A 13,389-nucleotide genomic window follows, 5' to 3' on the forward strand; every position below is an offset into this window, starting at 1 on the left:
CCGCGGTATCCACCCGTTGCTTCTCATTTCGAGATGGCCCGGGTCCGGCTATCCGCTTGAGCCGGGCTATCTGCGAGTGCGAGGCGATCTGCCGCTGAGGCGTTCATGAGCTGCGCGAGGGCAGATCAATCACCAACTGGAGACTTTGCATGTCGAACAACAGGGGAGTTGCAGTGATTGGCTTGGCAAGCGGAATCGGCCGGGTCTGCATGTCGGAACGTGCCGCACGCAGTGGGGAAGTCATAGGGCAAGACTGTGGCGGAAGCGCAATGCGGTGGAAGGTATCCGCGGGGGATGTGGCAGGGAAAGGGAGAATCCCGCTACACCGGTTCAAGCGGAGATTGGCGCATAGTGCCCTTGCGGCCGCGTTGGCTTCCCTGGCGCCGCTATACGGCGCCAACGCCCAGGAAACGCAGGGGGCCGATGCGTCGGATGCCGATCCTCCGGAGGAGGCGGGCAGGGAAGGCGGAGGCCCCACTCAACTCGAAGCCATCACGGTCACCGGCACCCGCATCCGCGGCGGCACGACGCCCTCGCCCGTGACCACGGTCGGCATCGAGCGCATCCGGGAGGAGGGCTTCGCCGACCTGGGCGAGGTGATCCGCAGCCTTCCGCAGAACTTCTCGGGTGGTCAGGGGCCGGGTATCGCGCCGGGGGCCACCGGGGGTGGGCAGGGCAACCAGAACATCACCGGGGGCTCGGGCCTGAACCTGCGCGGTCTCGGCCAGGACGCATCGCTGACGCTGCTCAATGGCCGGCGGATGTCCTATGGCGGCTTCGTGCAGATGGTGGACATCAGCGCCATCCCGGTGGAGGCGGTGGAGCGCATCGAGATCGTGGCCGATGGCGCTTCCGCCATCTACGGCTCCGATGCGGTGGGCGGCGTGGGCAACGTGATCCTGCGGCGCGACTTCGATGGCGTGGCGCTCGGTACTCGCTACGGTGCGGCCACGGAGGGCGGGCTGGCCACGCGGGAGTACAGCGCCATCGGCGGCGCCGCGTGGTCGAGCGGCGGGTTGATCGCGACGTGGAAGAGGAGCGAGAACGATCCGATCTACGCCGACCAGCGCGATTACGCCAAGGGCATGTATGCGCCTTCCACGCTCTACCAGGCCGGCGACCTGCGCAGCGGGTTGCTCAGCGCGCACCAGGCATTGGGCGAGGTGGCCGAGCTGCGGCTGGATGCGCTCCGCACGGAACGCGGCATCTCCACGGACATGGCGTACTCCGCCAGTTACGAGCACAGCGCGCCCGAAACCACGACGTCGTTGCTGGCGCCTGGCGTGGAGTTCTTCCTGCCGGGCAGCTGGACGCTGTCGTTGGGTGGCACCTGGGGCAGGGAGCGGACCGATGCCTCCAACACGGTGGTGACGCCATCGGCCGGGACCGCCACGCGCTCGCGCACGTCCTACCGCAACACGAGCCGGACGTACGAGGCCAGCGCCGAGGGACCGTTGTTGCGGTTGCCGGCTGGCGAGGCGCGGCTCGCGGTGGGCGCCGGCTACCGCTACAACGGCTTCCAGAACCGCAACCTGGTCAGCGGCTATACGCAGGTCGACGGGGAGGTGCGCAGCCGCTTTGCCTATGCCGAGGTCAACGTCCCGCTGGTCGGCCCGGAGCAGGGCATCGCCGGCATACGGCGGCTGTCCGTGACGGGCGCGGTCCGTGGCGAGGACTACGACAGCTTCGGCGGCGTCACCACGCCCAAGCTCGGGGCGACCTACAGTCCCACGGCGGATTTCACGGTGAAGGCATCCTGGGGCAAGTCGTTCAAGGTGCCCACGCTGTCGCAGCAGTTCCTCGGCCGCGATGCCATCCTCTTCCCCGCCGCCGCGCTGGGAGGAACCGGCTACGTACCCGGTGCCACGGCCATGTACCTCGTGGGCGGCAATCCCGGCTTGAATCCGGAAAGGGCGCGCACCTGGAGCACCTCGCTGGCCTTCCATCCCGAGGCGTTGCCCGGGCTGGAGACGGAGGCGACCTGGTTCGACATCGATTACACCGATCGCGTCGTCCAACCGCTCGTCCCCGCCCAGGCGCTGAGCAATCCCACCTTCGCCGAGTTCATCCGCCACGCGCCCAGCGTCGCGGAGCTGGACGACATCCTCCGTTCCTTCCGCTTCACCAATGCCAGCGGGGCGGCGTTCGATGCCGGCAAGGTGGTGGCGATCGTGCCGAACCTGTACATGAACACCTCCCGCCAGCGCATCAAGGGCGTGGACGTGTCGGGCAGCTACCGGTTCGATCTCGCCGGCGGGCGGTTGTCGCTGCGCGGCTCGGCCAGTTGGCTGGACAGCACGCAGCAGATGTCCTCGGGCCAGCCCGCCTACGACTTGGCCGGCACGTTGTTCCACCCGGCCAGGTTCAATGGCCGGGCCGGCGGGGTCTGGAACCGCGATGGCTTCACCGCCTCGCTGTTCGGCAACTACCGGGACGGCGTGACCAATCCCGCGGACGGGCGCAAGGGTGCGTCGTTCACGACCTTCGATGCCACGCTGCGCTACGCCACCGGCGGGCGCAACGATGCATGGTCCGATATCGGGCTGGAGCTGTCCGTGCAGAACGCGCTCGACCGGGCACCGCCGTTGTACGCGGCCACCTCGCCGACGTTCGCGCCCTACGACTCGACCAACTACTCGGCCATCGGCCGCTACGTGGGCCTGTCGCTATCGAAGCATTGGTGATGCCGCTTCGCGAACGAAGCGATCGGGTGTCTTGTCGATACGGGAGCGAGGCGATGGTGTCCGTTGCACTTCGGGCAGTGAAGAAATGTGTGGTGGCGTGGGGCATATCCGCAGGCGCACTCGCGCCCGTGCACGAGGCGCAGGCGGTGTCGTCCCGGCAACTGGTGGAGATCGTGGACTTCGGTAGCCCCGTGGTGTCGCCGGACGGCGACTACGTGGCCTTCCGGGCCATGCAGGCATCGGTCGAGCGGAACAGCTACGACACCGCCTGGTACGTCCAGCCGATGGATGGCGCGTCGCCGCCTCGCCGAGTGGCCGATGGCGGCGTGCCCCTGCGCGACTCGGCCGGCATCGCCGAGCCGGCGCAGGCGGTATGGTCGCCGGACGGGCGCTGGATCTACTACCGTGCGTTGCTGGACGGCAGGATCGACGTATGGCGTGCAGCGGCCGATGGTACCGGCGCCCGTCCCGTGACCCGGAGCGGCGCCGACGTGGACGACTTCATGCTGGATGAAGCGGGCAGGGTACTGAAGTACCGCGTCGGTCCCACGCGAGAGGAGGTGCGCGCGGCGGAGCAAGCCGAGTACGACCGCGGTATCCGTATCGACAAGGCCACTCCGCTCGGGCAGAACCTGTTCCGCTCGGGGTATACCGAGGGTCGGCTGGCCACCCAGCGGCTGGGGCAAGTCTTCAATCGGGTGCCCTTGCCTACCGCGGTGCCGGAACGTTGGAAGGCCATCGACCTGGCCATCGGGACGGTGCGGGATCTTGCGCCGCGGGAGATCCCGCCCGTGGCGCCTTCCTCGCCACCACCGGCGGGACTGGCCGACCTGTGGAAGCAGGCGCGCGAGCCGGGCGGCGAACGGATCGCCGTGCTGACGCGCCGCGACGACGCCAGCGGCCGGCGCCAGGTGGAGCTGGGCGTGCTGCCGGACGGCAAGGCGCGCGGGATCGTGAAGTGCACGGCCGGGCCCTGCGTCGACAAGGAGATCAGCGGGCTCCAATGGCGGCCCGGCGGCGACGAGGTGCTGTTCACCGTCACGCAGTACGACGCGGGGTTCGCACAGTCCATCCATCGATGGAACGTACGCAGCGGAACGGTGCACCTGGTGGCGGCCAGCAGCGGCATGTTCGAAGGCGAGGGGCGCTGGGGGCCTGGCAGTTGCGGCGTATCGGCCGTGGCGCTGGCGTGCGTGACCGCCGAGGCGAACCGTCCTCCGCGGCTGGAGAGGATCGACCTGCAGACGGGCGACCGGCAGGTGCTGTTCGACCCCAACGAAGGGCTGGCGCGCGACTTGTCCCGGCTGCCGATGCAGTTGCTCCGCTGGACGGATGCGCAGGGGCGGCAGTTTGCCGGCCAGCTCTACCCGGCGCGCCGGACGGACGGGGCGCCGCCTCCCCTGTTCGTCACTTACTACCGCTGCATGGGTTTCGTGCGGGGTGGATCCGGGGACGAGTGGCCCTTGGCCGCCATGGCGGAGCAGGGCATCTCCACGCTCTGCATCAGCGCGCCCGCGTTCCCAGGCGTGGCCGCGGAACGCTACGACCTCGGCAAGTCCGCGATCGAAAGCGCGGTGGCGCTACTCGCCTCCGAAGGCAGGATCGATGGCAGCAAGGTAGGCATGGGCGGGCTCAGTTTCGGGAGCGAAGTCACCATGTGGACGCTCATCCATTCGAAGCTCATCGCGGCGGCCTCGCTGGCGTCGCCGACCACCTCCCAGATGTACTACCTGCTGGGGAGCAACATCGGCGAGGAGTTCCTGTCGCTGCTGCGGAGCAATTGGCAACTGGGCGCTCCGGACGAAACGCCGGAACAGTGGCGCCGGATCTCGCCGGCCTCGAACCTGGGGGCGATCGATGCCCCCATCCTCATGCAATTCCCCGAGCAGGAGTACATGCACGGGCTCGACTACGCCATCCCGCTGATGCGCGGCAACCGGGCGGATGTATACGTGTTTCCCCACGAGCCGCACAACAAGTTCCAGCCGCGGCACAAGCTGGCCGCGTACGAGCGCAACCTGGATTGGTTCCGGTTCTGGCTGCTGGACCAGGAAGACCCGGATCCGGACAAGGCGAGGCAATACGCGCATTGGCGAGCGATGCGGTCGAGCCTGGGCAACGGGAGCGCGATCCCCTAGGGCTGGTGCCGGACCCAGTTTTCGACCATGCACAGTTCGAACATCCTCAGGAAGGCCTGGTCGCGTGGCGGCAAGGCGGTGGCGATGAAGCCCTCGATGGCGCGCGAGTCGAGCAGGCCTTCCGACGCAAGCCGCCCGGAGAGAAGAAAGCCGCGTATCTGGCTCCTGTTCTTCTGGTAGAGCATGCCCAGGTAGCCCATGTAGGTGGCTTTGCTTTGGCGGCTGAGGATGGCCGGCGGCAACATGCCGGAGAACGCCGCGCGCGCCGCGGCCCGGTTCCGGCCGCCGGCGATCCATGCCCAGCTGGGCGTGCGCAGGCAGGCTTCCATGACCGGTTGGGACAACAGGGGAAAGCGCAGCGGACGCCTGGACCCGCGTGCCGCTTGGCCTTGGAACAACTGGTTGCCGGCGAGATCGAAGATGCGCTCCCTGTCCCCGGGCAAGGCATCGGTGGGAGCCGCAAACCAAGGATGCTGCTCCGGTACGACTCCGCCCGTGCCCGGTGCCAGGAACGCGGAATTCTGGCGGCAAGGAGCGCCCGGCGGGCGCCGCAGCTTGGACAGCGCCAAGCGCCCCGCCTTCCAGAACGTGCATTGGTGCAGATGGGCCAGGTCCCGGGTCGCGGCGATCGCCGCTCCGAGTCCGCCCGCCCTGAGCGCGTCCACCGCGGGCGCAGCCGTGCGGAGATAGCAGAACACCGAATCGCCGCCGCCACCGGAGTAGAAGCTGGTGGCGCCGTGGCGCTCGGCCGCCGCCTCCATCGTCCGGTCGATGGCGTACTGAAGCGGACCCATTCCGGGCGCGACGGAATCCGGGGTGGGCGCGAACTCCAGGCGCGCTTTGTCGAAGCCAAGGTGTTCCGCATGGAGCTCGGTGCCGAGCTGCTGGGCCACCAGTGCCGCATAGTGACGTTCGTCGACGCCGGGTACCGGCGTCACGACGTTGCAGCAGACGCGCACGCGGTGGCCGTCCAGGCATGCCGCGACGATGGAGGAATCGAGCCCGCCCGATAGCTCAAGCAGTATGGAGTGGTCGACGGACGACCATGCACGGACTGCATGCACCACCGCATCGCGGATGTGGGCTGCGGCGGCATGCGGGTCGCGGTAGCGGCGTTCCGGAGCGACGTGGTTCCATGGCGACCACTCGAGCCCGTGCGAGACCTCCGTGCCCCGGAGGGTCAGGGAGCAGCCAGGCAGCAGTTCGCTGACGTCGGCAAGCCCGGTGCATTGCGTCTTCGTGCCCGGATAGCGCAAGCGACGGGCGATGGCATCCCAGTCGATGCGTTTTCGATAGAGATTGGCCCGGATCGCCAAAGAGATATCCGAGGTGAGAAACCCGGCTCCTTCCCTGATGGAATGGACACATGGGACGTTGCCGGCCCCGGCCGGCGAACGCATGATCGTGAAGCTCCCTGCGCCTTGGCGTTCGGGCTGGATCATCAGATAGGAGCCCCAACAGGTGTCCAGGACGTACTTGCGCAGGTGCGCCGGACTTGGGGATTCCGGGAGTCTCCCGCTCTCGGTAACGGGATTCCCATCCCGGGTGAACAGGTTGCCGATGAGAATCCCGCCCGGTAGCGGCAGTGTCGCGAGCTCGTCGGACCCGAACAGGACCATCGCGCCGCTGGCATAGCACTCGCGCATGCCGATGGGACCGAGCGCATCGGCCACCCGGGCGGACATCGCGCGGATGTCCGTGCCCGCGTCACCCAGGACTGCAAGGTAGGCATTCATCAGATCACCCGTATTGGGGTATGCGCCGCGGCATGCCCCACCGTGTCGTTCAGGACGATGGCATCGTGCTGCACCCAGCAATGCGCCGAGAACGGCTCCCCGGTGACGCCGAAAACGAGCTGCGCGTGGAATCCGCGCTTGGCCAGGAACCTGACCATGGCAATGGAGTCGGGCAGGCAGCATGTATCGAGCGGGACGTAAGGACGCACACTGCGAAATGCAGCCGCTGCGGCCAGCAGGGACTCCTCGCGGTGAGATGCGCCCGGCGAGGATGGGGCATTTCTCTCCCGATAGAGCGCAACCTCGTCGAGGACATGCTTCAGCCGGCGGGTCTTCAGTTGGAGATGCGTCAGGCAGACGATGCCGATCGTGTAGAGCACCGTGATCGAACCTGTCCGGCCGACGGGTGCGTCCACTTCCATGGCGCTGCGCGTGGGGAGACCTACCGACAAGATCGGCACTGGCGTGTCGTGGCCAGGTCCATCGACCAGGATCTGGCGCGCGACAAGATCTCGGATGCCAGTTGCCGAGTCATCTCCTTCCTCGACGTACCTGGCGAAGGCGGACTCCATCCGAGCCGACAGACGGAAGTACCGATCGTTCTGGATATCCAGGAAGATCAGGCGGTCCTCGACCTGGCAGTACGAGATGTCGCGGTGCAGTCCAAGGCGTGCCATACGGGTGCTCCGGCCAGAAGGCGCGCCTTTCGGCGCGCCCGGTTGGTCATTCGTCCGAAATGCCGTCGAGGGGCAGGACGCCGAAGTTCTCGGTGATCCCGGCCTGGCCCTTGGTTTCCACGCTGGCGACACCGAGCACGATGACGTCTTCCTGCGGGTTGCTGCGGTTGTTCTCGTTCGTGTTCATCTCAGTCTCCTGGTTGCGTCATGGACGTCCCATGACGCAGGCAGCCTAGGAACCGAGATTTTTTGTTTTCAAATGATTATTGCGTTGCAATTGTTTAATTATTCGCGGGCTGTGATTCCTGTCCTGGAATCGGGTATTCAGGTAGGCTGCGATCTGTGCGGTGGCTCACGTGTTGACGTCGTTAGAAATCGGGAACAGTGGCAGCGGTTTGACATGGATCGAAGCCGGGCGGGTGCTTCGCTCTGCGGCTGCCCATGGCCGGGAGGATCCTTCGCAATCGACTGCTTCCGACCCGAAGCGGTCACAACATGTCGATCACCCGCTGGGCCGTCACCTTTGCCGATGCCGGGTTCTGGCCGGTGACCAAACGGCCATCCACGACCGCTTTCGGGACGAACGGAAGCAAGGCCTTCTCGTAAAGGGCGCCGCGCCGCTTCATCTCTTCCTCAGCGTTGTACGGCATTTCCTTCGCAACGCCGGCGAGTATTTCTTCGCGCCAGGAGAAGCCCGTGATCTTGCGTCCGGCAACCAGCAATGAACCATCGGACAGTTTCGTATTCAACAAGCCGCAGTAGCCGTGGCATACCGCAGACACGATTCCGCCGCGCTCGTAGAGGTCGCGAGTGATGCGTTGCAGTCCGGTGCTCTCCGGGAAATCCCACATCACGGCATGCCCGCCGGTGAAATGGATCGCGTCGAAATCCGCCGGATCGATTTCATCGGAACGAGCGGTGTTCGAGATCAGGGCCATCCGTTTCGCGTCGTTGAGCCACGCCTTGGCGGAAGCATCCAGCAAGGGCCACTTGAGCGCACGGGGTTCGAGGGGCGCCACGCCACCCTTCGGGCTCACGATGCGCTGTACATAGCCGTGCTCTTCGAAGAGGTCGTAGGCATGGGTCAGTTCCGACAACCATAAACCCGTCGGATGGGAGGGGTCGTCGAAATGGGCGACATTGCTGACGACATGCAGGATGCGTCGGGCCATCTGCAAAGGCCCCTCATTGGGCATCAGGTGCGATCGGGCGCCTTCAAGGTGGTCGTGCCCAGGCGCGACTGCCGAGACGCCGTGTGGCTCCCACGCTAGGTTTCAACCTCGCTTGAAGGTCAAGCTCGCAGAAGTCGTCTCAGGTGCCGCGAATCGGTTTGCGGCGCGAAGTCACCACCCCCTTGCCGCGCAACCGATCCAGCACGCGCATCCTGTTGTCCGCGCAGCCGATGCCCTCGGGCCTGTTTTCGATGCCGTCGATGGCGATCTGCAATTTCGCCTTGTTCTGCTTCAGGCGTTTTTGCAACACCTCGATCTCGGCGACCTTGGCTTTAAGCGCCACCAGCAATTCATCGTGATCCCAACTGCCATCGCCCAAGGGGAGCAGGTGGCGGATTTGTTCCAGCGAGAAGCCGGCGCGCTGGGCGCTGTCGATGATCTCCAGCATCGAGACCGTCCCGGGCGCGTAATCACGGTATCCGTTGGCTTTGCGATCGACCGCAAGGAGCAGGCCGGCGCTCTCGTAGAAGCGGATCCGGGACGCCGTCAGGCCCGTGAGTTTCGCCAGTTCTCCAATCTTCATGCCGCACATCGGAGGCGCATTGACATTGAAGTTAACTTTAGGCTTACGGTGGCGGACCGGTCAAGCAGAGCTGCCCCGCAAGCTTCACGAGTAACGCAGATGCATTTGCCTATTCTGCGTTGCGGCCTCGCGGTTGCTCGCCGGATGCGGAGCAGGATCGTCTTCAGTTGAACGATCAGGAGGCCAGCGGTGAACAACGTTTCAGATGCGAATGGTCCAGGCGGCATCGACGTCGATGCGCTCCGCCGCCGATTGCTGATCGGAGGCGCTGCGATGGCCGGAAGTTTGGCTCTTCCCGCCTGGGCATCGGCAGCCGACCGTACTTCTTCATCCCATACCAGCACACGAGGAACCCAGCACATGGCTACTGTCACCACCAAAGACGGCGTCGAGATCTTCTACAAGGATTGGGGCCCGCGCGATGCCCAGGTCATCCATTTCCATCACGGCTGGCCGCTCAGTTCGGACGACTGGGACGCGCAGATGATGTTCTTCGTGAACAAGGGCTTCCGCGTCGTCGCGCACGACCGCCGCGGCCATGGTCGCTCCAGCCAGGTATGGGATGGCCACGACATGGACCACTACGCAGACGACGTGGCGGCGGTGGTCGAGAAGCTCGGCACCCAGGGCGCCATGCACGTAGGCCACTCAACGGGCGGTGGCCAGGTGGTGCGTTACATCGCGCGCCATGGCGAAGACAAGGTCTCCAAGGCCGTGCTCATCAGTGCCGTTCCGCCCTTGATGGTCAAGACGGCGAGCAATCCCGGCGGCACGCCGAAGGAAGTCTTCGACAACTTCCAGGCGCAGGTCGCCACCAACCGAGCGCAGTTCTACTACGACGTTCCTGCCGGTCCGTTCTATGGCTACAACCGTCCTGGGGCCAAGGCCTCGGAGGGAGTGATCTGGAACTGGTGGCGCCAGGGCATGATGGGTAGCGCCAAGGCGCACTACGACGGCATCGTCGCCTTCTCGCAGACCGACTTCACCGAGGATCTCAAGGGGATCACCATCCCGGTTCTGGTCATCCATGGCGATGACGACCAGGTCGTTCCGTACGCCGACTCCGGCGTGCTGTCGGCGAAGCTCGTCAAGAACGGCAAGCTGTTGACCTACAAGGGTGCCCCACACGGCATTCCGACCACGCATGCCGATCAGGTCAATGCCGACCTCCTGGCCTTCCTGCAGAGCTGATGGGCTCGACCGAATCTTGTCCCGGGCAAGGTTCGGTCATCAAAAAGACAGGCTGGACCTTGGCTCGCGCAAATGGGCCGGGGCGCAAAAAGGATCCATATGCAAACGATACTGGGCGCGAACGGCCAGATCGCCGTGGAATTGGCACGCGAACTACGCCGCAGCTACACGGGCGAGCTGAAGCTGGTCAGCCGCAATCCACGCAAGGTGAATGACGCCGATGTGCTGGCATCCGCGGACTTGCTCGATGCCAGGCAGACCGCGCAGTCCGTCGAGGGCAGCGATATCGTTTACTTCACCGCAGGACTGCCGCCAGATACTGATCTATGGGAAAGGCAGTTCCCGACGATGTTGCGGAATGCGCTCGATGCCAGTCGTGCGGCAGGCGCGAAGTTCGCCTACTTCGACAATACCTACATGTACCCGCAGGACGATCGATTGCTGACGGAGGAGACTCCCTTCCAGCCGGTCGGACGCAAGGGCCGGGTGCGCGCGCGCATGGCCGAGATGGTACTGGAGGAAATGGCGCGCGGCGAGATCCCGGTCCTGATCGCGCGCGCACCGGAGTTCTATGGCCCGGGCAAGACCCAGAGCTTCACCAACGCACTCATTACCGACAGATTAAAGGCAGGAAAGACGCCACGCGTTCCCGTACGCGACGATACCAGGCGCACGTTGATCTGGACGCCAGATGCGAGCCGGGGACTGGCGGCACTCGGGAACACGCCCGATGCATACGGACAAACTTGGCACTTGCCCTGTTGCGACGACCGGCCGACGTATGAGCAATTCGTCGCCATGGCCTGTGAGGAATTCGGCAGACCCGTTTCGTACAAGGTTGTCGGCAAGTGGGCCTTCGCCATCGCCGGAATCTTCTCGCCGCAAATCAGAGAGATCCGGGAGCTTCTTCCTCGCTATGAGCAGGACAACTTGTTCGATTCGAGCAAGTTCAAGCGTCGATTCCCGGAGTTTGGAGTCATGAAGTACCGAGACGGGATCGAGGTGATCAGGTCGAACGGAATTGGTTAGCGACGCGAGCTTGGAGCGTTCAGTTTCGGATTGCCGGTCAGATGAGAGGCCGCTTGTGGCCGGATGCGGACATGCTGTTGTGGTCATGGCGAGCAGTGTCCTCTGGCCAAGGGGAGAAGGGGGCAGCGTCCGACCCATAGCAGGCACTTTGGCTACTGGGTTAGGCTTCTCCCGTCGGCATGCAGTTGGGGGCTGGCCGCCAGCATGGCGCCCGCTAGGGGCATCGGAGTCCAGTTATAGGAGGGGATGCATATGGCGGTTCAAGGGACGCTGTTACTGCGTTGGAAGAAGCGGGGCATTGAGCCGCAAGACAGCCCGGCGTCCACATTCGAGGTCGCGGTGGTGCGCTTGGGCAATAAGGTCTCGATCGTCGGGAAGTTGGACGGCCGGCCCTTCGACATGACGGCATCCACTACGCAGGGAGTGCAAATTCAGCACGTCGTTTTTAGGGAGAGCCGGACCATCAATTGGGCGGCCCCCATTGACCAGGTCTCAGTGGAGTTTGGCGACAGCGGAAAGGATTTCCTGGTCAGGTTTCATCAGACCATCCTCGGAACCAATGACGGGGCATACCAGATCCGCGCTGGTTCGGTCCTCGCGTACGAGGACTGATAGGTCGATGCCGGTTGCAGGAAGGCGGGACATCGTTCTTCCAGTATCTTCGCTGAAGTGGCGCATCGGCCTTGTTGGGCGAATGGGATCCGCTTCTGCCGAAGCGAACGTTCGTCCGACCCATCACGTCGTGATGATCGGTGCGCCAGTCGATTGAGTGCCGCGAGCCCCGTAGACAGCGATGATTCAGGCGCCAGCTTTGCTGGTCGCAACGCATCTTCACGTTCCATCCATGTATTCCAACTCCAGCTGAAAGCCGGTCGTTGCTTCGGCGAAAAGGCCGCTATATTCCAGCTTCCCCAGACGAAGGAGGGAGTGGAATGTTCCTGACCAAGCAGCACCTGAAGATGGCACGTACGTTCGGCGTGGCGATCGTCATTACCGCGGGCCTTGGCGCCTGCGCCACCTACAAAGAGGAGTTCGCAACGATCAACTCGCGCCTCGACCAGCTCGACACCAGGGTGCAGGGCGCGGCCCAGAGCGCCGAGTCCGCCAACCAGTCGGCGCAGCAGGCCAACCAACGTCTGGACCAGATCGAGGGCCGCGTGCAGCAGCTCGAAAAGGCGCCCCGCCGCACGCCGCGCGGCTAATCGCCTTGCAGCGTTCGCAATGAACGCCTGAATGGGGACGCCGGTGGCCTTCGCCGGCCACCGGCGTCCTGCAATCGAGTCGTCTTCATTCCAAGGAACCGTCCCATTCGCACGTATTCATATCTTGCAAGCCGAGCCGTCCATGCCGCGCTGGCAATGGCGCTGGCGTCCGCAGGCATCGGCGTGGCCAGCGCCAAGGATGCCGTCGCGCCACCGGTCGCCGCCGTCGACGAGCTTCCGCAAGGCCAGGACGTGTCCGACACGGTGATCGAACTCGCGGGTTGGGTGGTCGCGACCAAGGACAGCCAGGGCTATCCGTTCGCGGTCATGGACAAGGCCGCTGCGCAGATCCTGGTGTTCGGCGGTGATGGCCGGCTTCGTGGCGCGGCTCCCGCGCTCTTCGGCTCGGCGACCGGCGACCATACGGCTCCCGGCGTCGCCGGCCTTGCGCTTCGCGAGATCCCGGGCCGGGACCGCACGACGCCCGCGGGCCGCTTCGTGGGCGGTTTCGGTCCGTCGATCGACGCCGGGCGCGTGCTGTGGGTGGACTACGATTCCGCGGTCTCCATCCATCCTACCGCGACCGGCGTTCCGGCCGAGCGGCGCGCCGAGCGCCTTGCATCGCCCGAGCCGGAGGACAACCGCGTCACGCACGGCTGCATCAACGTCTCGCCCGATTTCTACGAGCGCATCGTCCGTCCCACGTTCGAGCAGGGCGGGGTGTTCTACATCTTGCCGGAGAAGATGCCGATAGCGGAGGTCTTCCCGGAGTTCGCGCAAAGCCGCGCGACGGCGCAACACAAGGACGAGAAAGGCGCGCGACACGCGCGCAAGTGAAGACGGCCCGGGCGCGTCGCCGTGGCTCTGACGGCGCTCCCCGGCCGCTTCCGCTGGCGCGCAGCACCGTGCCGCGCCTTCCCTCGCTTCCGATCGTGGCGAACATCGCCGGCCTTGCCATCGAGAGGCAGGGCCATGGC

General features: G+C 65.3%; 12 protein-coding genes. 7 read left to right on the plus strand and 5 right to left on the minus strand.

From position 1 onward, the window contains the following. Positions 1-341: 341 nt before the first annotated feature. Both FD678_RS15755 and FD678_RS15760 read left to right on the plus strand, forming a co-directional pair. Positions 342-2,684 (plus strand): TonB-dependent receptor plug domain-containing protein, encoded by a 2,343-nt coding sequence (locus tag FD678_RS15755; protein WP_218569770.1) that lies wholly within the window; start codon positions 342-344, stop codon positions 2,682-2,684. After that, complete coding sequence (locus tag FD678_RS15760; protein WP_177497848.1) at positions 2,684-4,822, plus strand: Atxe2 family lasso peptide isopeptidase; 2,139 nt, start codon at positions 2,684-2,686, stop codon at positions 4,820-4,822. The genes FD678_RS15755 and FD678_RS15760 overlap by 1 nt, the downstream gene beginning before the upstream one ends. On the opposite strand, the gene FD678_RS15765 is transcribed toward FD678_RS15760, so the two are convergent. The 5 genes from FD678_RS15765 to FD678_RS15785 all read right to left on the minus strand — a co-directional run bounded on the left by FD678_RS15765 (position 4,819) and on the right by FD678_RS15785 (position 8,990). After that, positions 4,819-6,558 (minus strand): asparagine synthase-related protein, encoded by a 1,740-nt coding sequence (locus FD678_RS15765; RefSeq protein ID WP_140725799.1) that lies wholly within the window; start codon positions 6,556-6,558, stop codon positions 4,819-4,821. The two genes, FD678_RS15760 and FD678_RS15765, sit on opposite strands and share 4 nt — an antisense overlap. Beyond that, on the minus strand, positions 6,558-7,235 hold the full coding sequence (locus FD678_RS15770; protein WP_140725802.1) for a lasso peptide biosynthesis B2 protein: 678 nt from the start codon (positions 7,233-7,235) through the stop codon (positions 6,558-6,560). Before FD678_RS15770 ends, FD678_RS15765 begins: the two co-directional genes overlap by 1 nt. A gap of 46 nt (positions 7,236-7,281) precedes the next feature. Beyond that, on the minus strand, positions 7,282-7,422 hold the full coding sequence (locus FD678_RS15775) for a benenodin family lasso peptide (RefSeq protein ID WP_140725807.1): 141 nt from the start codon (positions 7,420-7,422) through the stop codon (positions 7,282-7,284). A gap of 301 nt (positions 7,423-7,723) precedes the next feature. Then, on the minus strand, positions 7,724-8,407 hold the full coding sequence (locus FD678_RS15780; RefSeq protein WP_140725810.1) for a type 1 glutamine amidotransferase domain-containing protein: 684 nt from the start codon (positions 8,405-8,407) through the stop codon (positions 7,724-7,726). 139 nt (positions 8,408-8,546) lie between these two features. Beyond that, positions 8,547-8,990, minus strand: coding sequence for a MerR family transcriptional regulator (locus FD678_RS15785; RefSeq protein WP_140725813.1), 444 nt, complete (start codon positions 8,988-8,990; stop codon positions 8,547-8,549). Between the two features lie 360 nt (positions 8,991-9,350). Between FD678_RS15785 and FD678_RS15790 the strand changes: the two genes are divergently transcribed. The 5 genes from FD678_RS15790 (at position 9,351) to FD678_RS15810 (ending at position 13,249) form a co-directional block, all read left to right on the plus strand. Then, positions 9,351-10,181, plus strand: coding sequence for an alpha/beta fold hydrolase (locus tag FD678_RS15790; RefSeq protein WP_140726197.1), 831 nt, complete (start codon positions 9,351-9,353; stop codon positions 10,179-10,181). A gap of 99 nt (positions 10,182-10,280) precedes the next feature. Then, positions 10,281-11,210, plus strand: a complete 930-nt coding sequence (locus FD678_RS15795; protein WP_140725816.1) for an NAD-dependent epimerase/dehydratase family protein — start codon at positions 10,281-10,283, stop codon at positions 11,208-11,210. A gap of 246 nt (positions 11,211-11,456) precedes the next feature. Next, positions 11,457-11,822, plus strand: a complete 366-nt coding sequence (locus FD678_RS15800; RefSeq protein WP_140725819.1) for a hypothetical protein — start codon at positions 11,457-11,459, stop codon at positions 11,820-11,822. A 320-nt stretch (positions 11,823-12,142) separates the two neighbouring features. Further along, positions 12,143-12,412: a hypothetical protein gene (locus FD678_RS15805; RefSeq protein ID WP_140725822.1), complete on the plus strand. Its 270-nt coding sequence runs from the start codon at positions 12,143-12,145 to the stop codon at positions 12,410-12,412. Between the two features lie 156 nt (positions 12,413-12,568). Next, positions 12,569-13,249, plus strand: a complete 681-nt coding sequence (locus FD678_RS15810) for a L,D-transpeptidase (RefSeq protein WP_218569771.1) — start codon at positions 12,569-12,571, stop codon at positions 13,247-13,249. The last annotated feature ends 140 nt before the right edge of the window (positions 13,250-13,389 follow it).

Origin of the sequence: Pseudomonas sp. Hp2 (genome assembly GCF_006386585.1) — a bacterium.
GTDB lineage: Bacteria > Pseudomonadota > Gammaproteobacteria > Xanthomonadales > Xanthomonadaceae > Pseudomonas_S > Pseudomonas_S boreopolis.